Source organism: Pseudoduganella aquatica, from assembly GCF_020865585.1.
Classification (GTDB): domain Bacteria; phylum Pseudomonadota; class Gammaproteobacteria; order Burkholderiales; family Burkholderiaceae_D; genus Rugamonas; species Rugamonas aquatica_A.
In genome coordinates, this window is the sequence record NZ_CP086370.1 from 1,784,198 (window position 1) to 1,806,119 (window position 21,922).

A 21,922-nucleotide genomic window follows, 5' to 3' on the forward strand; every position below is an offset into this window, starting at 1 on the left:
TTGTGGATTTGGAATAACAATTTGCTAGCGGTAACATTTTGTGGGAGCATAGCCGGATGGAAAATAGGGCAAGCATGCGGAGCGAACGATGACGACCGGGCTGCGACTGCGGCTGAGCAGCGGCTTGCTGTCGGCCGCCGTGCTGGCGTCCTCGCTGGCTTTCTGCCTGCCTTCCTCGGCGGCTCCGCCGGCGCCGCTGCGCTTCGCCGCAGAGGACTGGGCGCCCTTCGTCACCAATTCCCTGCCCGGCCAGGGCTTGTCCGCCTCCTTTGTGGACGCCGTGCTGGCGCGCGCCGGCTACACGGCGCGGATCGATTATTTTCCGTGGAAGCGCACCGTGGAAATCGGCTTGCACCATCCGGGCTACGCCGGTTTCCTGGCCGTGTGGCGCACGCCCGAGCGCGAGAAGCTGTGCCATTTTTCCAGCTCCATCGGCAGCACCAGGAATGTTCTGGCTTACCTGAAGGACGCGCCGGTGCAGGCCGCATCGCTGGCGGACTTGCAGGGCATGCGCATCGGCACCGTGGCGGGCTATTCGAACGGCGAGCAGTTCGACGGCATGGCGCGGGCCGGAAAGCTGCGGGCGGAGGAGGGCGTGAACGACGAGACCAATCTGCGCAAGCTGCTGACCGGACGCTACCCCGCCATCGTGATCGAGAAGCGGGTGCTGCGCCATTTGCTGGCCAGGGGGCCGTTCAGCCGGACCGAGCGCGAGCGTATCGTGTTTTCCGAGCAGCTGTTCAAGGAGCGGTCGGTGCATGTGTGCTTCAAGCGCAATGAGGAAGGGCTGAAACTGCAGAGGGCGTTCAATGAAGCGGCCAGGGAGTTTGACCTGGGGAACGTCGAGCGCGAGTACTGGCGCCGCATGGGCGACGAGGTGGCGCTGCTGCCGATGCCGTGATGGGCGGCTGCTCGGCGGCTTACGCAGCTGCGCTGCTAACCCGCCCTACGGTGTCCCTTGGGATTCGGTAAAAAAAATCCCCGGCGGACCGGGGATTTGCTCTTATCCGTGTTTGCGGATGAATTCGCTGATCTTGGGGCAGACTATCTCGCGCCAGCGGCGGCCGGAGAAGATGCCGTAGTGGCCTGCGCCCGGCGTGACGAAGTCCTGCTGCATGTCGGCCGGAATGTTGGAGCACAGTTCGTGCGCGGCCTGGGTCTGGCCGGCGCCGGAGATGTCGTCCAGCTCGCCTTCCACGGTGAACAGCGCCACATTCGTGATGTCCTGCGGACGCACCAGCTGGCCGCCCACTTTCCATGTACCTTGCGGCAGCGAGAAGTCCTGGAACACGGTCTTGATGGTGTCCAGGTAGTACTCGGCCGGCATGTCCAGCACGGCGTTGTACTCGTCGTAGAACTTGCGGTGGCTCTCCGCCGGCTCGTCGTCGCCCGTGACCAGGTGCATATAGAACTCGCGGTGGCTTTGCGCGTGGCGGCCCGGATTCATGGCGATGAAGCCGGCGTGCTGCAGGAAGCCCGGATAGACCTTGCGGCCGAAGCCCGGGTAGTTAGGCGGCACCGAGTAGATCACGGTGTTTTCAAACCACGAGAATTTCTTTTCGGTGGCCAGGTTGTTCACGGCCGTCGGCGATTTGCGCGGGTCGATCGGGCCGCCCATCATGGTCATGGTCTTCGGCAGTTTCGGATCCTTGGCGGTGGCCATCAGCGAGATGGCGGCCAGTACCGGCACGGTGGGCTGGCAGACCGAAATCACATGCAGGTCCGGACCCAGGTGGCGGATAAAGTCCTGGACATAAAAAATATAGTCGTCCAGGTGGAACGGCCCGGCCGACAGCGGCACCATGCGGGCGTCGGTCCAGTCGGTGATGTAGACGTCCTGCTCCTGCAGCAGCGCGGACACGGTGTCGCGCAGCAGCGTGGAGTGGTGGCCGGACAGCGGCGCCACCAGCAGCACGGTGGGCTGCTTGAGCGCGCGGATTTCCTTGTCGCTCAGGTCTTTCTTGAAATGGATCAGGCGGCAGAAAGGCTTGTTGACCACGACGTGCTCGACGATGCGGGTCTCTTTGCCGTTGACGGTAACGCTATCAATGCCGAACGGCGGTTTTTCGTATTCTTTGCCCAAACGGTACATCAGCTCGTAACCTGCTGCGATCCTCTGCGAAAATGGCGTATGCGCCAGAGGAGAGACTGGGTTGCTGAACAGTTTGGAAGACGCGTCCGCCCATTGCATCAGCGGCGTCAGGAATGTGCGTTGCATTTCGTGCAGTTGGTAAAGCATAAATATTCCTGGGTAATAATCGGGGACTTGGGCGCCCCGGTGGGTGGAATCATGAACCCATTATAGGATATTTGACCATGACGTAAAGCACTTTGCGATGACCATAGGCAAGGCACGCCGGCACCACCATAGTGGCACTGGGTATAAAGATAATACGGGAGAAAAAGTAAAAAAAGCAGCGTTTCCGCTGCTTTTCTGTAGGATGTGTCCGAGATGTGGTGCTGGGGGGACGCGGCGCGCGCCCCGATTTCACCAGATGAATCAGCGCTTCAGCAGATGCAACTTGTCCTGGACGTCTTTGAATTGTTCCGCTTCCGGCAGGGCCGCCTTGGTCTTGGTGATGGAAGGCCAGTGCGTCAGTTCGGCGTTGATCTTGATGAATTTCACCTGGTCGGCCGGCACGTCTTCCTCGGCGAAAATCGCGTTTACCGGGCATTCCGCCACGCAGACCGCGCAGTCGATGCACTCGTCCGGATCGATAATCAGGAAGTTCGGGCCTTCGCGGAAGCAATCTACCGGGCAAACATCGACGCAGTCGGTGTAACGGCAGCTGATGCAAGATTCGGTAACTACGTGGGTCATGACAGTCCTATCTATGTTGGTCGCACGGCAAAGCACTGTATTTTAAGGTAATTTGCGCGCCGCCACAATTCGCCGCCGGTTTTTTGCTTAGATACTATGCGCATAAGCAAATGCGGATGGGGCGGCGAATGTGGCGCGCAGGCGGGGGCTTTTCAAGCGCCGTTGCGCGCGGCGTAGCCCTGGCACCAGCGCGCCAGCTCGGCGCGCTCCTGGTCCAGCGCGTCCTCCAGCTCGAAGTACTGGGCGTTGTTCATGGTGCCGCAGCAGGCGCGCCTGTCCTGCGGCGCGCCCGGCAGGTCTTCCACGGCGGGCGCCAGTTCGGCCATTTCGCCGTTGGCCTGCTGCGCGCCGGCGGCTTCGGCTGCGGGCGGATGCGCGGGCGCGATCACGACTTCGCGCACGGTGAAGCGCTCGCGGATAAAGCCGGCGTACTCGGCCGGCTTGCCGTCCTCGGCCACGATGCGCAGCATCTGGTTCACCACGTGGGCGTAGGTGGCCTTGTGGTCGGGCGCGGCCATCAGCGCGCGCAGCACCAGGCCGCACAGGTATTCGCCCACCCGGTGCAGCAGGGCGGCGTCGTCCTCCAGGCCGGGGTGGCGTTCGTGCGCGAACATGTCGGCCAGGATGTCGTAGATGGCGCCGGTGAACACCTGCGAAATGGCGTGCACCTCGTTGCCGGCGTCGGACAGCTTGAGGTCGTTGTCCGCGTTGCGCAGGCCGTTGGGGCGGCCCAGCGCCAGGCCGAACTGTTCGGCCATGTCGGCCAGGAAGGTCTTGTCGTGCAGGTCGGCCTTGGTCTGGGCGATGACGGCCTCGGTCTGGTCGAGCTGGGACAGCGTCAGGAAGATGGCGGTCAGGTCGCCGAAGGATTCGTGCAGGCCGCCGGTCTGCGGCGGGTTGTTGCTCAGCAGCCAGCGCGGCTTCAGGCCGTCCAGCACGGCGTGCCCGGTTTCGTGCGCCACGATGTCGAAGGAGCGGCAGGTGTACATGCGCTCGCTCGCGCCGCTGGGCACGAAGTCGCCGAATTTCAGGGCGCGCTCGTCGCGGCTGTAGTAGGCGTTCATCACGTCCGGCAGGCCGTGCGGGAAGACCTGCAGCGGATTGGTGTTGCTGGCGCTGTTCCACTGCCAGGGCAGCGGCGCGGCGTCGCCGCCGGTGGCCAGCGCGCGCTGGTACATGGTCAGCGTCTGGCGCACCACGGCGAAGGTGTGCACGGCGTCGAACTGGTCGGTGTTGGGCTGCATGATGAAGTCGCCGAAGGTGTTCGGGCTGACCGGGGAGATGCCCGGCGCGCCGCTGGCGATGCGGGCGTCGCGCGGGCCTTCCAGGATCACGCCGGGCAGGAAGGTCTTGCGCGTGCCCATCTCCGTCACCGAGGGGTCCTGCTTCCAGATCAGCACGCGCGAACCGGCCGGGAAGGGCGCCGCCGCCAGGCCGTTGGTGCTGCGGCCCGGGCGCCCCGGCTGCAAGGTGGCCTGGGCGGCTTTGCGGTGCACGCGGTACGGTGCGGACGGTGTCGGCACGTAGCCTACCGGCAGGCGGTTGGGCTGGGTCAGCACTGTTTCTATCACGTCGGATTCCATAATCGTCTCCAGTTCGAAAGGCCGGCGGCCGGATGCGCGCCGAATAGAGAGTGTGGCCCGGCGCGGGCAGCGCCCATTTGCGTTTGCGCAAACGGCGCTGACGTACAATGCCGCTAGCACAGGCATACAGGAGACAGCGTGGCACCCGGCACTATCGACATCATTGGCGCGGCCTTGTTCGCAATCGCCATTGCGCATACCTTTTCCACCAAGCTGTTCGAGCGGCTGGCGCACGCGCGTCCGGCGCACGCCGGACTGTGGCATTTGCTGGGCGAGGTGGAGGTGGTGTTCGGCTTCTGGGCGCTGGTGCTGGTGCTGTGCATGTTCGCGCTGCAGGGCAGGGACGGCGCCATTGCCTATCTGGACGGGCGCAACTTCACCGAGCCGCTGTTCGTGTTCGTCATCATGGTGATCGCCGCCACCCGTCCCATCTTGCAGACCACGGCCGCCGCCGTGGGCCTGCTGGCGCGCGCGCTGCCGCTGCCGGGCAGCATGGGGCCGTACATCGTGATCCTGGCGGTGGTGCCGCTGCTGGGCTCCTTCATCACCGAGCCGGCCGCCATGACGCTGGGCGCGCTGATACTGGCGCGCCGCATTTTCGCCGCCGGCATTTCGCCGCGCCTGCAATACGCCACGCTGGGCGTGCTGTTCGTCAACGTGTCGATAGGCGGCACGCTCACGCCCTTCGCCGCGCCGCCGGTGCTGATGGTGGCGGCCAAGTGGCACTGGGACACGGCCTTTATGCTCAGCCACATCGGCTGGAAAGCGGCCGCCGCCGTGTTGTTCAACGCGGTGGCCGCCGCCCTGCTGTTTGCGCGCGAGCTGCGCCGGCTGGACGACCCCAGCGACGGCATCGGGCCGGGCGAAGTGAAGGAGGAGGCGGTGCCCGCCGCGCTGGTGCTGGTGCACCTGCTGTTCCTGGCCGGCGTGGTGGTGTTTTCCCACCACAGCGCGGTGTTCATGGGCCTGTTCCTGTTCTTCCTCGGCGTGGCGCACGCCTACGAGCGGCACCAGGACAGGCTGATGCTGCGCGAAGGCCTGATGGTGGCCTTCTTCCTGGCCGGGCTGGTGGTGCTGGGCGGGCGGCAGCAGTGGTGGCTGCAGGAGGCGCTGATGAGCATGAGCAGCAGCGCGGTCTACTACGGCGCCACCGCGCTGACGGCCGTTACCGACAATGCCGCGCTGACCTATCTGGGCTCACTGGTGGAGGGCCTGAGCGACGACTTCAAGTACGCGCTGGTGACCGGCGCCGTCACCGGCGGCGGCCTGACGGTGATCGCCAACGCGCCCAATCCGGCCGGCATGGCGCTGCTCAAGCGCTACTTCGGCGACGGCTGCGTCAGTCCGCTGGGCCTGCTGCTCGGCGCGCTGCCGCCGACGGTCGTGGCCATCCTCGCGTTCCGCCTGCTGTAAAATGGCGCCCGCCCCAGATCAAGGAGAGAATATTCGTGGCAGATATCAATATCGTTCAGGAACACACCCTGACGCCCAAAAAAGCCCGCGACGCGGCACAAAAGGTCGCTGAGAAGCTGGCCGAGGAGTTCGACCTGGCATACGAGTGGGAAGGCGACGTGCTGCGCTTCGAGCGCAGCGGCGTGAACGGCACGCTCACGCTGACCAAGCACAAGGCGGAGATGTCCATCAAGCTGGGCTTTTTGTTCGGCGCCTTTGCGCCCGTCATCCAGAGCAAGGCAAGCGAGAAGATGGCCAAGATTTTCGGCGCGGCCTGATGCGCCGCCAGTTGTGAAAAAGCCCGCTGCTGCGGGCTTTTGTTTTATGCGGCCTTCAGTTCTTCGATCAGGTCGATGTACTGCTGCTTGGCCTCGTCCTGGGAGGTGCCTTTCAGGTTGGCCCAGGCGTCGTATTTGGCGCGGCCCACCATGTCGGTGAAGCCTGGACGCGAGCCTTCCACGTCGCCGGCCGAGCCTTGCTTGAACAGCGCGTAGATCTTCAGCAGGGTCATATTGTCCGGACGCTCCGGAAGGTTTTTGGAATCGGCCATCGCCTGATCGAATTGTTCTTGCAGACTCATAAACTCTCCTAGAGTAATATCACTAAAGTAACTTTGCGCACGTCCGTGCAGAAGCCACATAATACAAAAATTATGCTGTGCTGGCGCGTCCGGCTGGAAACTATAGAGGAGAAACTCAAATATGCTGTCACAAGCCTTGTCGGCGCTTGGCCGCAGAAAAATGTCCACCGTGGATACGGCCTGGCTGCGCATGGACTCGGAAGGCAACCAGATGATGATAGTCGGCGTGGCCATGATGGCCGAGGCTATCGGCGTGGACGGGCTGAAAGAGGCGCTGCAGTCGCGCTTCCTGGCCTACCGCCGCTTCCGCAGCCGCGTGGTGACGGACCTGGCCGGCTCCTGGTGGGAGGAGGACGAGGTGGACCTGGACGACCACGTGGTGCACACCCGCCTGGACGACCAGGGCGGCGCCTGCAACAAGGCGGCGCTGCAGCGCATGGTGGGCCTGCTGTCGCAGCAGCCGCTGGACCCGGCGCGGCCGCTGTGGCAGATGCACCTGGTGGACAACTGCATCGGCGAGGACGGCAAGGTGCGCCAGGCGCTGATTGTGCGCATCCACCACTGCATCGCCGACGGCATAGCGCTGGTTGGCGTGTTCATGTCCATGTTCGGGCAGCACCCGGACGAGCAGCCCGCCAAGCCGGCCGCGGCCGCCGTGGCCGAGGCCGAAGCCAATCCCTGGGAGCAGATACTCAACCCCATCACCGCCGCCGGCGTGAAGACCATAGACCTGTCCTCGTCGGTGCTGCTCAAATCCATGAGCATGTGGGCCGACCTGGACAAGGTGGCCGGGCGCGTGGCCGCCGTCGGCCAGACCGCCGCCCAGCTCACCACGGACGCGGTCAAGCTCACCACCATGGCCGACGATAGCGCCACCCGCCTGAAGGGCAAGCCGAACGGCAAGAAGCATGTATCCTGGAGCGAGCCGCTGCCGCTGGACGAGATCAAGGCGGTCAGCAAGGCCTATGGCTGTTCGGTGAACGACGTGCTGATGGCCAGCGTGGCCGGCGCCATCCGCGCCTATCTGAAGGACTGTGGCGACGAGGTGGCGGACGATTGCGAAGTGCGCGTGATGGTGCCGGTCAACCTGCGCAAGGCCAGCCGCCAGCAGCGCCTGGGCAACGCTTTCGGCCTGGTGCCGCTGGTGCTGCCGGTGGGTGTGGCCGATCCGGTGGCGCGGCTGATGGAGGTGCGGCGCCGCATGACGGAGCTCAAGGGCAGCTACACGGCGCTGGTGGCCATGTCGGTGCTGGGCGTGCTGGGCGCCTCGCCCAAGCAGGTGCAGAACGAAATCCAGAACTTCTTCGCGCGCAAGGCCACCGCCGTGATGAGCAATGTGCCGGGGCCGCAAACGCCGCTCTACCTGGCCGGCAGCCGCCTGGACCAGATCATGTTCTGGGTGCCGCAGTCGGGCGATATCGGTGTGGGGGTCTCGATTTTGTCCTACAACGGCGGGGTGCAGTTCGGCATTGTGACCGACGACGCGCTGGTGAAAGACCCGGACAACATCATCCGCCGCTTTGCGCCCGAGTTTGAAAAGCTGGTGTTGCTGGCGCTGATGGATGGTTGTGCTTGAGTTGGCGGGTTACGGCGCCTGGCGCCTAACCCGCCCTACGGCCTCGCGGCAGCGGCGGGCAAAAAAATGGCCGGGCTAAGCCCGGCCGGGAACCCAATCACCGAAATGATTATTTCTTCTTGGCTGGGTTCACTGCCGCTTTCAGGGTCGCGCCAGCGGAGAATTTCGGAGTTTTGGACGCGGCGATCTTGATCGCTTCGCCGGTTGCAGGGTTGCGGCCTTTGCGTGCTGCACGCTTGGCGACGGAGAAGGTGCCGAAGCCGGTGATGCCGACCGTGTCGCCCTTTTTCAGACGCTCGGTAACGATGGCAATCAGAGTGTTCACTGCGTCGTTGGCCGCTGCGCCCGACATTTCGGTACGCTTAGCAAATTCTGCAATCAGTTCGCCTTTTTTCATTACTACCTCCTTGGTTAATAGAGCGCGCAGATTAGCACATAATTATTGCCTGGAGTAAGAATCTGCTGACAGAATTTTCCAAAGTAAGCCATACGGGCGTTGGCCTGCGTCGATTTTGCGTCACGCCCGCTACCCCTGCCGCGCCTGTGGGGGTATGATCGGAACTAGCGAGGAACCGTATCATGAGCTTTTCGGACGACATCCTGATGGCATACGCCGACGGTGAACTGGACCAGGCAACCCGGCGTGCCGTGGAGGCGGCTGCGCTGCGCGACGCCGTGCTGGCGCAGCGCCTGGCCCGCTTCCAGGCGGCCCGGCAGCGCCTGGCCGCGCCGCGCCGGGGCGCCACCGTGGTGCAGCTGGCGGCCGTGCGCGCCACCCGCGCCGCCACCCAGCAGGCCGCGCGCAAGGTGCGCAAGGGCTGGCGCTGGTCGTGGCTGGAGTGGGGCGCGCTGGCGGCGGTGCTGGCGCTGGGCGTGGGGCTGGGCAAGTTCGGCCTGGCCGACTGGCAGCCGGACCCGCAGGCGCCGCCCAGCGTGGCCTGGCGCGACGGCGCGCTGCTGGCGCAGGGCAGGCTGGCGCTGGCGCTGGACCAGGCGCCGTCCGGCGCGGGCGGCGTGTACGGCGGCACGGTGCGCATCGTGGGCAGCTATGTGGCGGTGGACGGCGGCTATTGCCGCAGCTTTACGGCCAATGGCGGCGCGGGAGCGCAGGGACTGGCGGGGCTGGCGTGCAAGGGAGCGGCGGGATGGAAGCTGCCGGTGCTGGTGCAGTATCCAGCGGCGGCGGACAAGCCTGCCCGCGCCGAATTGCCGGCGGCGGTGCAGGCCGTGGTGGAGCAGCGCAGCAACGGCGCCACGCTGGACGCGGCGGCCGAGCGGGACGCCATGCAGAATGCGTGGCTGCGCTGAGCGGCGGGTTACGGCGCTGCGCGCCTAACCCGCCCTACGCATCCGAAAATATTGGTGGTGCTTATGGGCGTAGGGCGGGTTAGGCGGAACGCCGTAACCCGCCGGGCCGGCGTCACACGCCCAGCAGTTCCACTTCAAAGATCAGGGTGGCGTTCGGCGGGATCACGCCGCCGGCGCCGCGCGAGCCGTAGCCCAGCTCGGCCGGGATGGTCAGCACGCGGGTGCCGCCGATTTTCATGCCTTGCACGCCTTCGTCCCAGCCGCGGATCACCATGCCGGCGCCCAGGGCGAATTCGAACGGGTCGTTGCGGTCCTTGCTCGAATCGAATTTCGAGCCCTTGCTGCCGTCGTCGTTGCGCAGCCAGCCGGTGTAGTGCACGGTAACGTTCTGGCCGGCTTTGGCTTCGGCGCCTTCGCCTACGGTGACGTCGTCGTATTGCAGGCCGGATGGGGTGGTGATAGTGGACATAATGTTCCTTTTGTTGGTTAGCTTAGCCATTAATTGTAGTCGGTGCCGCGCTTCGGCGCTATTCCCCAGCATTATTGTCGCCATTTACGCCTCACCCGATGCGGTTTGCACTTAGAATAGGGTTTTGCTATTCAGAAGCGATTCACGTCATGTTCCGCAGTCTCCGCCGCATCGTATTTTCCAGTGTCTGCCTGGTTTCCGCCCTCAGTTCGGCGCAAGCGAACGTGGTAGTCGTGCTCAATTCGCGCGACGCCACCGTCCAGCTGCTGGACCAGGCCAGCTACAAGACCCTGTCCACCTTCCCAGTCGGCAAAGAGCCGCACCACCTGATGGCCACGCCGGACAACAAGTCCCTGATCGTGGCCAGCTCGGTGGGCAATGAGCTGGTGTTTCTTGATCCCAAGACGGGCCAGGCCCAGCGCACCATCAAGGACATCCTCGATCCTTACCAGATCGGCTTCTCGCCCGACCAGAAGTGGTTCGTGGTGACCTCGCTGCGCCTGGACCGCATCGACATCTACAAGTTCGACGGCAAGAATTTCACGCTGTCCAAGCGCCTGCCGCTGCCCAAGCTGCCCAGCCATATCGCGTTCGACGCGGCCAGCACCATGGCTTTCATCACCCAGCAGGGCAGCGACCAGATCAGCTGCATCGACCTGAAAACCCAGCAGATCAAGTGGACGCTGCCGGTAGGCAAGCTGCCAGCCGGCATTTCGATGACGCCGGACGACAAGCACCTGCTGGTCGGCATCATGGGCAGCGACTACGTGGAAGTGATCGACTGGCGCACCCAGAAGACGGTCAAGAAGATCAAGGCCGGCAACGGCACGCACAACTTCCGCGCGCTGGGCGACGGCCGCATGACTTATGTGTCCAACCGCGTGTCGAACACCATCAACATCATCGACCAGAAGACGCTGGAAAACGTGGGCACCATCAATGTGCCGGGCGGCCCGGACTGCATGGAGATCACCGACGACAAGAAAACCATGTGGGTGACGCTGCGCTGGATCAAGAAAGTCGCCGTGGTGGACCTGGCGACCCGCAAGGTGGTCAAGCTGATCCCGGTCGGCCGCTCGCCGCATGGCGTGTTCTTCGCCAATTCCTCGCCGCGCGTCTGATCCTGCCATGAGCGGCCTGCTGCTACCGGGCGGCGCAGCCGCCCTCATCGCTTCCCTGTTCACGGCCGCCGGCGCGGCGGCCGCGTGCCAGGGCACCATCTACCTCACCTTCGACACCGGCAGCCAGTCCCAGGCCGAGCTGATCGCGCAGACCCTGAACCGGCACCAGATCAAAGCCACCTTCTTCCTCGCCAACGAGAAAACGGTGCGCGGCGACTATTCGCTGGACCCGTCCTGGGCGCCGTTCTGGAAGGCGCGCGTGGCCGAGGGCCATGCCTTCGGTTCCCACACTTTCGACCATGTCTATTGGCTCAAGGACGGCGCGGACGGCAAGCTGCAGGTCAAGCCGCAGTTCGGCGCCGGCGCCGGCAAGGCGCAAAGCTGGAGCCCGGCCCAGTACTGCGAGGAGATCAAGCGCGTCGATAGCCGCTTCCGGCAGCTCACCGGCAGCCATCTCGATCCGATCTGGCGCGCACCCGGCGGCAAGGTCTCGCCGCGCAGCCTGGCCGCGGCGCAGTCCTGCGGCTACGCGCACGTGGGCTGGGCCAAGGCCGGCTTTTCGGGCGACGAGCTGTCCAGCGCGGCCTGGCCGAACGCGGTCCTGCTGCAAAAATCCCTGAACGAACTGCGCGGCGGCGACATCTTCATGGCCCACATGGGCATCTGGTCGCGCAAGGACCCGTGGGCGCCGGCCAACCTGGAACCGCTGATCGCGGGACTGAAACAAAAGGGCTATTGCTTCGCCACGCTGCGCGAACACCCTGACTATGCCTCTCAATTCAAGCGTACTGTAAAACCATGATGCAACTCTTAAGCGACTGGCTGGGCATGGCCCAGGGCTGGTTGTTCGAAACCGTGATCCAGCCTTTCCTGTTCTATGCGGGCCTGGGCGACATCACCGAGGAAGCCTTTGAAGGCACGGAGTGGCTGCTGATCGGCCTGGCCGAGATGGTGCTGCTGTTCCTGGTGCTGCGGCCCATGGAGGCGATGATACCGGTGCATAAATTCACCGACCCGCGCGCGCGCTGGAACGACTTCATCTACACCGCGCTGCACCGCCTCGGCCTGTTCACGGTGGTCATTTTCTTCACGCTGGATCCGCTGCTGGACCACCTGAACGCCTTGCTGCGCCTGGAGAACGTCCATCCCTTCAACCTGGAAAGCCTGTTCCCCGGGATGGGACCGCTGGGCAGCTTCGTGCTGTATCTGCTGCTGCTGGACTTCGTCGATTACTGGTACCACCGCGCCTCGCACCAGTTCAACTGGTGGTGGGGCCTGCACAGCCTGCACCACAGCCAGATGAATATGAATCTGTGGAGCGACGACCGCAACCACGTGCTGGACGACATCCTGCGCGACATCGTCATGGCCCTGGTGGCGATCGGCGTGGGGGTGCCGCCGGCGCAGTATGTGCTGCTGGTGTCGCTGTCGCGCATGGTGCAAAGCCTGCAGCACGCCAATGTGCGCATCCATTTCGGCGCCATCGGCGAGCGCCTGCTGGTGTCGCCGCGCTTCCACCGCATGCACCACGCCATCGGCGTGGGCCACGAGTCGAAAGGCAAGGGCACGCTGGGCGGCTGCAATTTCGCGGTGCTGTTCCCGGTCTGGGACATGCTGTTCCGCACCGCCAATTTCACGCCCGAGTTTGTGCAGACCGGCATCCGCGACCAGCTGCCGCGCACCGCGCCGGACGGCAGCGTGACGCCGGGCCGCGAGTACGGGCGTGGCTTCTGGCAGCAGCAGTGGCTGGGCCTCAAACGCATGGTGCACAACTTCGGCAAGGAGCCCACTGAATGAAGGTTGAACAATGAAGGCGGTACTGAACGCCTACGGGCGCGCGCTGCTGTCCCAGCTGCACGGCAAGATGCTCATGCTGAGCATCGTGCCCTTCCTGCTGTCGGTGGCGCTGTGGGCGGTGCTGCTGTACTTCTGCCTGCAGCCCATGGTGGACTATCTGCACGCGGCCTTTGTCGAGCACGGGCTGTTCGACGCCAGCGGCAGCTGGCTCAACGCGATCGGCCTGGGCGTGCTCAAGACCGTGGTGCCGCCGCTGATCGCCATGCTCACGCTGCTGCCGCTGATGATTTTGACGGCGCTGATCTTCATCGGCGTGGCGGCCATGCCTTTCGTGGTGCGCCACGTGGGCGGACGCCACTATCCGCTGCTGGAGAAAAAGCGCGGCGGCAGCATCGCCGGCAGCGTGGCCGCCGCGCTGGGCGGCTTTGCCATCTTCGTGCTGGTGTGGTTCCTGGCGCTGCCGCTGTACCTGTTCCCGCCGGCCGCGCTGCTGGTGCAGGTGCTGCTGTGGGGCTGGCTGACGCAGCGCGTGATGAGCTACGACGCGCTGGCCGACTACGCCAGCGAGGACGAACGCGCCGAACTGCGCCGCGCGCACCGCTGGCAGCTGATGTCGATCGGCGTGGTGTCCGGCGTGGCCGGCGCCATACCCGGCATGGTGTGGGTGGGCGGCGCCACGATCGCCGTGGTGTTCTTCCCCTTCCTGGCGGCCGCCTCGATCTGGCTGTACGTGCTGATTTTTATCTTCACCGGCCTGTGGTTTGAGTATTATTGCCTGGAGGCGCTGCAGCAGCAGCGCGCATGCACAACAACAGAATAGGGCAGGGCTATGGCTATCGGACTTATCATCATCGGCGACGAGATCCTGTCGGGCAAGCGCGTCGATCAGCACTTCCCCAAAGTGGTGCAGTTGCTGGCCGCGCGTGGCTTGCAGCTGGGCTGGGCCGAGTATCTTGGCGACGATCCGGCGCGCATCACGGCCGCGCTCAAGCGCAGCTTCGCCAGCGGCGACATCGTGTTCTCCTGCGGCGGCATAGGCGCCACGCCGGACGACCACACGCGCCAGGCCGCCGCCGACGCGCTGGGCCTGCCGCTGGTGCTGCATGAACAGGGCAAGCAGAACATCCAGCAGCGCATCCTGCAAATGGGCCGCGAGGCCGGCCAGGCGGTGGACCTGGACTCGGCGGAAAACCTGCACCGCCTGAAGATGGCGGAATTCGCCGAAGGCGCCGCGCTGATCCCCAATCCCTACAACAACGTGGCCGGCTTTGCGCTGGGCACGCACTACTTTGTGCCGGGCTTTCCGGTCATGGCCTGGCCCATGATCGAATGGGTGCTCGACACGCATTACGCCGACCTGTTCAACCGCGAGCCGCGCGCCGAACACGGCGTGCTGGTGTATGAGGCGGCCGAGTCGGCGCTGACGCCGCTGATGGTGGCGCTGGAAGCGCAGTACCCGCGCATCAAGGTGTTCAGCCTGCCCAGCGTGGGCGACGCCAACACGCGCCGCCATATCGAGTTGGGCGTGAAAGGCGAGCCGGGCCAGGCTGCCGAAGCCTATGCGCAGATGTGCGCGGAGCTGGACAGCCTGAAGGTGGAGTACGCGCGGCTGTAGGACGTCATATGACGGCTCAGCGGTATACGTTGTTTTTTTGCGAAAAAGACTGGGCGCAGATCAAATAATCGGCGTGGTAGCCTGTGCGTGCGGGTCCGATGTGGTGCAATGGATAGCAAGAGCGGTACCACTGATACAGCACGGTTTAAGTAATATCATGTCAAGCAACCCTAGCAATAACCGACGTTTCCGCAGGCCCCTTATCGTTGCGCGCGCAGTGCGTAAATTGCGTGCAGGTGCGGCGGCCATCGGCATCCAGCGCCGCAACCGTCTGCGCGTGGTGCCGCAGCCGCAAACCGCCGTGCTGCTGCATGCGCAGGCGGCCGAACCGGAAGCGTCCGAGCCCGGCAAGCCCAAGAGCAAGCGCTCGCGCAACGCCTTCATCCTGTTGCTGCTGGTGCTGCTGTCGCTGGCAATCTGGTGGATGCTGCAGGAAATGCGCACCTCGTCCATGCAGGCCAAGTTCTTCTCCGAACTGGCGGGCAAGATCAGCTACAAGGTCGAGCCCGGCCCGAGCAAAGCCATCCGCTATCCGCACGACAGCCCTTACGACGAGCGCCTGGGCTACGCCAACCTGCCGGACTACCTGGGCAAGCTGAAAGCGCGCGACTACGAAGTGGCGGCGCAGGCGCGCTTCTCGCCCAAGATGGTTGAGCTGGCCGACATGGGCATCTTCGCCACCTACCGCGAGAAAACCCGCACCGGCCTGAATATCGTGGACTGCCGCGCCGAGCCGCTGTTCACCGCCAGCTATCCCGAGCGCATCTACCCCGGCTTCAAGGAAACCCCGACCGCGCTGGTGCAAAGCCTGCTGTTCATCGAGAACCGCGAGCTGCTCGACAACACCTATCCGAAGCGCAATCCGGCCGTGGAGTGGGACCGCCTGAGCAAGGCGGTGCTGGAGAAGTCGGTCAGCGCCGTGGCGGGCGGCCACCGCGCCGCCGGCGGCAGCACGCTGGCCACGCAGATTGAAAAATACCGCCACTCGCCGGAAGGCCGCACCGGCTCGATGAAGGACAAGCTGCAGCAGATGATCTCGGCCACGCTGCGCGCCTACCAGTACGGCCCGGACACCAGCGGCGTGCGGCGCCAGATCGTGGTGGACTACCTGAACACGGTGCCGCTGTCGGCCAAGCCCGGCTACGGCGAAGTAAACGGCATCGGCGACGGCATGTGGGTCTGGTACGGGCGCGACTTCAAGGAGGTCAACCGCCTGCTGGGCGGCAAGATGGACCAGCCGGGCAGCGCGCTGGCCTTCAAGGAGGCCCTCAGCCTGCTGATCGCGCAGCGCCGCCCCAGCTACTACCTGGGCGCCGGCGACGCCGACCTGGAAACGCTGGCCAACAGCCATCTGCGCGTGCTGGCGCAGGCCGGCATCATTACTCCCGCGCTGCGCGACGCGGCGCTGAAGGAACGCCTGCATCCGGCCGCCGGCAACGGCCTGGCGGCGGCGCCCGACATGTCCTTCGTCGAGCGCAAGGCCTCGAATTCGGTGCGCAACCACCTGGCCAATCTGCTGGGCGACAACCGCATGTACAACCTGGACCGGCTGGACCTGAACGTGGTCAGCACGCTGGACGCGCAAGCGCAGCGCAAGGTGACGCAGGTGCTGCGCGACCTGCGCGATCCCGAGATGGCCAAGGCGGCGGGCCTGACCGGCAAAGGCATGCTGGGCAACGGCGACCCGGCCAATGTGGTGTACAGCTTCACCTTGCTGGAAAAAGGCGAGGGCACCAACTTCCTGCGCCTGCAGACCGACAATTTCGACCAGCCGCTGGACATCAACGAGGGCGCCAAGCTGGACCTGGGCTCCACCGCCAAGCTGCGCACGCTGGTGACCTATCTGGACATCGTGGACCAGCTGCACAAGCGCTACAAGGACATGAGTCCGGACCAGCTGCGCAAGCAGGTGCTGGCGCCGCAGGACCGCCTGAGCCAGTGGGCCGTGGCCTACCTGCTCGAGCATCCGTCGGACAAGCGCGGCCTGACCGACATGCTGGCCGACGCCATGGAGCGCAAATACTCCGGCAATCCGGGCGAGGGCTTCTTCACCGGCGGCGGCGTGCACACCTTCGGCAACTTCTCGAAAGAGGACGACAGCCGCATCCTGACCGTGCGCGAAGCGCTGCGCCGCTCCACCAACCTGGTGTTCGTGCGCCTGATGCGCGACGTGGTGAAGTACTACATGTTCCAGGCGCCCGGCTCCTCCGCCTCGCTGCTGGCCGACGCCGATGACCCGCGCCGCGCCGACTACCTGGCGCGCTTCGCCGACAAGGAAGGCAAGGAATTCCTGTACCGCTTCTATTCCAAGTACCGCGGCAAGCCGAAGGCCGAGCTGGACAAGATCCTGGTGGCCAGCATCCGCCCCACGCCGGTACGCCTGGCCAATATCCACCGTACCCTGTACCCGAACGCCACGGTGGAGCAGTTCAGCACCTTCCTGAACGACAACCTGCCGTCGCAGAACGAGATCCAGGACGACCGCGCCGCCAAGATGTACGAGCAGTACGCGATGGACAAGTGGTCGCTGGCCGACCGCGGCTACCTGGCCAATGTGCATCCGCTGGAGCTGTGGCTGGTGGCCTATCTGCGCAACAACGAAAACGCCACCATGGCGCAGGCCGTGGCGGCCAGCGAGAAGGAACGCCAGGAGGTCTACCAGTGGCTGTTCAAGACCCACCGCAAGCACGCGCAGGACAAGCGCATCGCCGGCCTGGTGGAGATGGAGAGCTTCATGGCCATCCACCGCCAATGGAAGAAGATGGGCTATCCCTTCGAGTCGCTGGTGCCGTCCTACGCCACCACGCTGGGCGCCTCGGCCGACCGGCCTTCCGCGCTGGCCGAGATGATGGGCATTATCATCAACGGCGGCGTGCGCCAGAGCAGCCAGCGCATCACTTCGCTGCACTTCGCATCGGGCACGCCGTATGAAACGCTGCTCAAGCGCGGCAAGCCCACCAGCAACGAACAGATATTGTCGCCGGAAGTGGCGCGCGCCGCGGCGGACGCGATCCGCGAAGTGGTGTCGGACGGCACCGCCAAGCGCGTCAAGGCCGCGTTTGTGAAAAGCGACGGCAGCATTATCCCGGTGGGCGGCAAGACCGGCACCGGCGATCAGCGCTTCGACGTGTACGGCGGCGGCGGACGGCTGATCGAGTCGCGTTTCGTGAACCGCTCAGCCACCTTTGTGTTCAATATCGGCGAGCGCTTCTTCGGCAGCATGACGGCCTATGTGCACGGGCCGGAATCGAAGAACTACGACTTCACCAGCGCGCTGCCGGTGCAGCTGCTGGTGGTGCTGGCGCCCAGCCTGATGCCGCTGATCGAACCGAACGCCGCGCCCAAGGCCGGCGTGGTGGCGGCTTCGCTCAACACTGGCGCAGCGGGCGCCAAGCCCTCGCTGGCGCCTGCTGTCGGCGGCGCCACGCCGCCGCTGCGCGCCTGCGGCGGCTGAGTTGGCGGGTTACGGCGCTGCGCGCCTAACCCGCCCTACGAGTCGTTACGTTTGCATGCGTAGGGCGGGTTAGCGCAGCGTAACCCGCCAAACCGCGCGCCCCTTGCATGTTTGCTCATTTGTTGGCATGGTGTAGCCCCATGAAACCCATGCGCCACCACATGACCAAGATCCTCAAGTTCTCGCGTTTTTCCGTGCGGGACCTGATCGTCACCGCCGGTCCCACCATCCTGGCCATCGCCGCCGCCTGCGTGCTGGCCTATGTGCTGGTCGACCCCGCGCCGCCGCGCGTGGTGACGCTTTCCACCGGCCAGGAAAACGGCGCCTACGAAGCCTTCGGCAAAAAATACGCCGACCTGCTGGGCAAGCACGGCATCAAGGTGGTGCTCAAGCCGTCCACCGGCTCCTACGAAAACCTGCAGCGCCTGGCCGCCGGCGAGGCCGACATCGCCTTCCTGCAAAGCGGCACCACCAGCCAGGACGAGGCCGAGCGCAAAGGCCTGATCTCGCTGGGCAGCCTGTTCACCGAGCCGCTCTGGCTGTTCCTGCGCGAGGACGTCAAGGTCAAGGACCTGACGCAGCTGAAAGGCTTGCGCATCAATTTCGGCCCCGAGGGCAGCGGCGCGCCGCGCCTGTTCAAGCAGGTGCTCGAGGCCAATGGCCTGGAGCCGTCCGAGCTCAAGGTCAGCTCGCTGGCCAACACGCCCGCCACCGTGGAGCTGCTGGAAAAACGCATCGACGGCCTGGTGTTCAGCTCCGCGCCGGACGCGCCGCTGATCCAGATGCTGCTGATCACGCCCGGCATCAAGCTGTTCGACTTCACCCAGGCCGAAGCCTACACGCGCCGCCTGCCTTTCCTGACCCACGTGGTGCTGCCGCGCGGGATCGTGGACCTGGGCCGCGACCTGCCGGCCAAGGACTACCACCTGATCGCGCCCACCGCCACGCTGGTGGCGCGCGACGACTTGCATCCGGCGCTGGTGGACCTGCTGGTGCAGGCCGCCAGCACCATCCACAGCGGCGCCGGCTGGTTCCAGCAGCAGGGCCAGTTCCCGTCGCCCAAGTACAGCGAGATCCCGGTGGCGCACGAGGCGGCCAAGTTCTACAAGGACGGCCCGCCTTTCCTGCAGCGCTACATGAGCTTCTGGCTGGCCAATTTCTTCGACCGCATGTGGGTGGTGGTGGTGGCGCTGGGCGCGCTGATACTGCCGCTGTCGAAAGTGGTGCCGCCGCTGTACGTGTGGCGCATCCGCTCGCGCGTGTTCCGCTGGTACGGCCAGCTGCGCACGGTGGAGCAGGCGCTGGCCGCCGCGCCGCAGGAGCAGCGCGCCAAGGTCCACGCCGAGCAGCTCGAGCGCCTGAACGACATCGAGGAAAAGGTGAACCAGATTTCGATACCGCTGTCCTTCGCCGACGACTTGTACGGCCTGCGCAGCCATATCAACCTGGTGCGGCAGCGCATCCTGGGCGCGCACGCGGAGGACGCGCCGGCTGGCTGATCGATACGTAATATTACTTAATTGTTACAGTGGCGCGACAGAGCGGTTGCAATTGTTTTGACTTTACTTTTTTGGCAAGGCGATACTAAGTAAAGCAAAAAAATTCAACCACCTTAGGAGTTGCAATGCAGAGAAATCAAGTACTCGCAGTCGCCATCGCTTCGCTGTTCGCTTCCGGCCACGCCGCCGCGCAATCCGCACCAGCTTCCTCCACTCCTGCAGCAGACAACTCGGCCACCGTGGTCGTCACCGGCACCCGCGTGGCGAACCGCACCGCGCTCGACACCGCCTCGCCGGTCGACATCATCAGCGCCGACACCATCAAGAACACCGGCGTGGCCGAAATCGCGCAGGCGCTGTCGGTGGCGCTGCCGTCGCTGAATTTCCCGCGCCCCGGCCTGGCCGACGGCACCGATACCGTGCGCCCCGCCACGCTGCGCGGCCTGGCTCCGGACCAGACGCTGGTGCTGGTGAACTCCAAGCGACGCCACACGTCCTCGCTGGTGAACCTGAACGGCACCATCGGACGCGGCTCCTCCTCGGTGGACATGAACACCATCCCGGTGGCCATGCTCAAGAATATTGAAGTGCTGCGCGACGGCGCCTCCGCCCAATACGGCTCGGACGCGATTGCCGGCGTGGTCAACCTGCGCCTGCGCACCGACAAGACCGGCGGCGAATTCACCGCCACCTACGGCCAGCGCCGCACCGACTACGACTTCATCGCCGGCGCGGTGCCCACCGGCGCCACCTGGGGCACGGAGACCTCGCGCAAGCGCAACGACGGCGGCACCGCCACCGTCAGCGGCTGGAAAGGCTTCGAGCTGGGCGACAGCGGCTACCTGACCGTCGCCGCCGAATACAAGGACCAGGAGCACACCGAGCGCAGCGGCTACGACGTGCGCCAACAATACCCGCTGGTGAACGGCGCCTTCGACCCGCGCGAGAAAACCATCAACCGCTTCAACGCCTGGTACGGCGAGCCTGAGATGAAGCAGTCCACCATCTTCGCCAACGCAGGCTATGCGCTGGAAGGCGGCGCCAAGCTGTACGGCTGGACCAGCTACCAGAAGCGCGAAGCCAAGTCGGCCGGCTTCTTCCGCCGCGCCCTGCAGGACCAGAACATCATCTCCATCTACCCGGACGGCTTCCTGCCCATCATCGCGCCGGACGTGGACGACTACAGCGCCACCGGCGGCGTGACCTGGCAGGCCGGCGCGTGGGATATGGACGCGTCCATCGGCTACGGCAAGAACAAGATGCAGTACACCATCGAGAACACGCTGAACCGCTCCATCGGCCCGTCCAGTAAAACCGTGTTCGACGCGGGCGGCTTCTGGTACGACCAGCTGACGCTGAACCTGTCCGGCGTGCGCCAGTTCGACGCAGGCCTGGCTACGCCGGTCAACCTGGCGGTGGGCGCGGAAGTGCGGCGCGAAGGTTATAAACTGTTCGCCGGCGAAGCCGATTCGTGGCGCTACGGCGGCCAGGTGCTGGCCAACGGCACGCCAGCGCCTCCGGGTGCGCAGGTCTTCCCCGGCTTCCGCCCGGCCGACGAATCGGACAACAGCCGCAAGGCCTACAGCGCCTACGTGGACCTGGAAGCCAACCTGACCAAACAGTTCCTGGGCTCGGTGGCCATCCGCGGCGAGCATTTCTCCGACTTCGGCAACAGCGTGTCCGGCAAGCTGGCCGGCCGCTACGACTTCGTGCCCGAGTTCGCGCTGCGCGGCTCGGTGCAGAACGGCTTCCGCGCGCCCTCGCCGCAGCAGCAGTTCTTCACGTCGACCTCGACCAACTTCATCAACGGCGTGCCGTTCGAGATCACCACCTTCAAGCCTAGCCACCCGGCCGCCATCGCGCTGGGCGCCAAGCCGCTGGACGCGGAAAAATCGGTCAACTTCTCGGTCGGCTCTGTGCTGCGCCTGGGCGCGGTGAACGTGACGGCGGACGCCTTCCACATCAAGATCAAGGACCGCATCGTGCTGTCCGAGAATTTGACGGCGGCCAATGTGCGGGACTTCCTGACCAAGCAGGGCTTTATCGGCGTGGGCGGCGGACGCTTCTTCATCAACGGCGTGGACACCACCACCAAGGGCATCGACATCGTCACCAGCTGGCCGGTGCAGACCAACGGCTACGGCAAGCTGGACTTCACGGTGGCGGGCAACTACACCAAGACCGACGTGACCAAGGTGCCTGTGACGGCCCAGCTGGCCGCGCTGTCGCCGGCGCCGGTGCTGTTCGACCGCGTCAACGTGCTCACCTTCACCGACGGCACGCCCAAGACCAAGTTCATCGGCAGCAGCACCTGGTCCTACGGCGACTTCGGCGTGACGGCGCGCGCCACGCGCTACGGCAAGATCCTGGCGCCGGGCACCACGGCCGCGCTGGACTTCTGGATGAGCGCCAAGACGCTGGTGGACCTGGAAGGGCGCTACGCCATCACCAAGAAGCTGTCGCTGGCGGTGGGTGCGGACAACCTGTTCGACCAGTATCCGGACGCCTATCCGGCTGCGCTCAACACGACGGGTAACGCGCCATATTCGAACTACTCGCCGTTCGGCCGCTCGGGCCGCTTCGTGTACGCGCGCCTGAACTACAGCCTGTAAGTCCCGGGCCTGACGGCGGGTTAGGCGCGCAGCGC

At 65.1% G+C, this 21,922-nt stretch carries 19 protein-coding genes; 13 read left to right on the plus strand and 6 right to left on the minus strand.

Going from position 1 to position 21,922, the window contains the following annotated elements; genetic code table 11:
• Window positions 1-88: 88 nt before the first annotated feature.
• Window positions 89-901, plus strand: a complete 813-nt coding sequence (locus KT882_RS07890; protein ID WP_228895208.1) for a substrate-binding periplasmic protein — start codon at window positions 89-91, stop codon at window positions 899-901.
• A 102-nt stretch (window positions 902-1,003) separates the two neighbouring features.
• Here KT882_RS07890 and KT882_RS07895 read toward each other — a convergent pair whose 3' ends face one another.
• The 3 genes from KT882_RS07895 to KT882_RS07905 all read right to left on the minus strand — a co-directional run bounded on the left by KT882_RS07895 (window position 1,004) and on the right by KT882_RS07905 (window position 4,404).
• Window positions 1,004-2,239, minus strand: a complete 1,236-nt coding sequence (locus tag KT882_RS07895; protein ID WP_161072495.1) for a polyhydroxyalkanoate depolymerase — start codon at window positions 2,237-2,239, stop codon at window positions 1,004-1,006.
• 261 nt (window positions 2,240-2,500) lie between these two features.
• The gene (gene fdxA / locus KT882_RS07900) at window positions 2,501-2,821 is read right to left on the minus strand and encodes a ferredoxin FdxA (protein ID WP_161072494.1); all 321 of its coding nucleotides are present in this window, start codon (window positions 2,819-2,821) and stop codon (window positions 2,501-2,503) included.
• 152 nt (window positions 2,822-2,973) lie between these two features.
• Window positions 2,974-4,404 carry a gluzincin family metallopeptidase gene (locus KT882_RS07905; RefSeq protein WP_161072493.1) on the minus strand — a complete coding sequence of 477 codons (1,431 nt, stop codon included), beginning with the start codon at window positions 4,402-4,404 and terminating at the stop codon, window positions 2,974-2,976.
• 138 nt (window positions 4,405-4,542) lie between these two features.
• Here KT882_RS07905 and KT882_RS07910 point away from each other — a divergent pair, with 138 nt between their 5' ends.
• Entirely contained in the window at window positions 4,543-5,817 is a 1,275-nt protein-coding gene (locus KT882_RS07910; protein WP_161072492.1) for a putative Na+/H+ antiporter, read from the plus strand.
• Between the two features lie 35 nt (window positions 5,818-5,852).
• Entirely contained in the window at window positions 5,853-6,134 is a 282-nt protein-coding gene (locus KT882_RS07915) for a polyhydroxyalkanoic acid system family protein (RefSeq protein ID WP_161072491.1), read from the plus strand.
• Window positions 6,135-6,178: 44 nt separating this feature from the next.
• On the opposite strand, the gene KT882_RS07920 is transcribed toward KT882_RS07915, so the two are convergent.
• The gene (locus KT882_RS07920; RefSeq protein ID WP_161072490.1) at window positions 6,179-6,436 is read right to left on the minus strand and encodes an acyl-CoA-binding protein; all 258 of its coding nucleotides are present in this window, start codon (window positions 6,434-6,436) and stop codon (window positions 6,179-6,181) included.
• 121 nt (window positions 6,437-6,557) lie between these two features.
• Here KT882_RS07920 and KT882_RS07925 point away from each other — a divergent pair, with 121 nt between their 5' ends.
• Window positions 6,558-8,012 (plus strand): wax ester/triacylglycerol synthase family O-acyltransferase, encoded by a 1,455-nt coding sequence (locus KT882_RS07925; protein ID WP_267478644.1) that lies wholly within the window; start codon window positions 6,558-6,560, stop codon window positions 8,010-8,012.
• 109 nt (window positions 8,013-8,121) lie between these two features.
• On the opposite strand, the gene KT882_RS07930 is transcribed toward KT882_RS07925, so the two are convergent.
• Window positions 8,122-8,409 (minus strand): HU family DNA-binding protein, encoded by a 288-nt coding sequence (locus KT882_RS07930; protein WP_132136728.1) that lies wholly within the window; start codon window positions 8,407-8,409, stop codon window positions 8,122-8,124.
• A 182-nt stretch (window positions 8,410-8,591) separates the two neighbouring features.
• Between KT882_RS07930 and KT882_RS07935 the strand changes: the two genes are divergently transcribed.
• Complete coding sequence (locus KT882_RS07935) at window positions 8,592-9,320, plus strand: hypothetical protein (protein WP_228895211.1); 729 nt, start codon at window positions 8,592-8,594, stop codon at window positions 9,318-9,320.
• Between the two features lie 112 nt (window positions 9,321-9,432).
• On the opposite strand, the gene KT882_RS07940 is transcribed toward KT882_RS07935, so the two are convergent.
• Entirely contained in the window at window positions 9,433-9,789 is a 357-nt protein-coding gene (locus tag KT882_RS07940; RefSeq protein WP_161075534.1) for an FKBP-type peptidyl-prolyl cis-trans isomerase, read from the minus strand.
• 149 nt (window positions 9,790-9,938) lie between these two features.
• On the opposite strand from KT882_RS07940, the gene KT882_RS07945 reads away from it, so the two are divergent.
• The 8 genes from KT882_RS07945 to KT882_RS07980 all read left to right on the plus strand — a co-directional run bounded on the left by KT882_RS07945 (window position 9,939) and on the right by KT882_RS07980 (window position 21,887).
• The gene (locus tag KT882_RS07945; RefSeq protein WP_161075535.1) at window positions 9,939-10,910 is read left to right on the plus strand and encodes a YVTN family beta-propeller repeat protein; all 972 of its coding nucleotides are present in this window, start codon (window positions 9,939-9,941) and stop codon (window positions 10,908-10,910) included.
• 7 nt (window positions 10,911-10,917) lie between these two features.
• Window positions 10,918-11,712, plus strand: a complete 795-nt coding sequence (locus KT882_RS07950; RefSeq protein WP_161075536.1) for a polysaccharide deacetylase family protein — start codon at window positions 10,918-10,920, stop codon at window positions 11,710-11,712.
• A complete protein-coding gene (locus KT882_RS07955; protein WP_161075537.1) occupies window positions 11,709-12,707 on the plus strand; it encodes a sterol desaturase family protein in 999 nt (332 codons plus the stop codon). The genes KT882_RS07950 and KT882_RS07955 overlap by 4 nt, the downstream gene beginning before the upstream one ends.
• A 10-nt stretch (window positions 12,708-12,717) precedes the next feature.
• Complete coding sequence (locus KT882_RS07960; RefSeq protein WP_161075538.1) at window positions 12,718-13,527, plus strand: EI24 domain-containing protein; 810 nt, start codon at window positions 12,718-12,720, stop codon at window positions 13,525-13,527.
• Window positions 13,528-13,536: 9 nt separating this feature from the next.
• A complete protein-coding gene (locus KT882_RS07965; RefSeq protein ID WP_161075539.1) occupies window positions 13,537-14,322 on the plus strand; it encodes a competence/damage-inducible protein A in 786 nt (261 codons plus the stop codon).
• A gap of 301 nt (window positions 14,323-14,623) precedes the next feature.
• Window positions 14,624-17,776 (plus strand): transglycosylase domain-containing protein, encoded by a 3,153-nt coding sequence (locus tag KT882_RS07970; protein WP_228896575.1) that lies wholly within the window; start codon window positions 14,624-14,626, stop codon window positions 17,774-17,776.
• 161 nt (window positions 17,777-17,937) lie between these two features.
• A complete protein-coding gene (locus KT882_RS07975; protein WP_161075546.1) occupies window positions 17,938-19,275 on the plus strand; it encodes a TAXI family TRAP transporter solute-binding subunit in 1,338 nt (445 codons plus the stop codon).
• Between the two features lie 125 nt (window positions 19,276-19,400).
• Window positions 19,401-21,887 carry a TonB-dependent receptor plug domain-containing protein gene (locus KT882_RS07980; protein ID WP_161075541.1) on the plus strand — a complete coding sequence of 829 codons (2,487 nt, stop codon included), beginning with the start codon at window positions 19,401-19,403 and terminating at the stop codon, window positions 21,885-21,887.
• The last annotated feature ends 35 nt before the right edge of the window (window positions 21,888-21,922 follow it).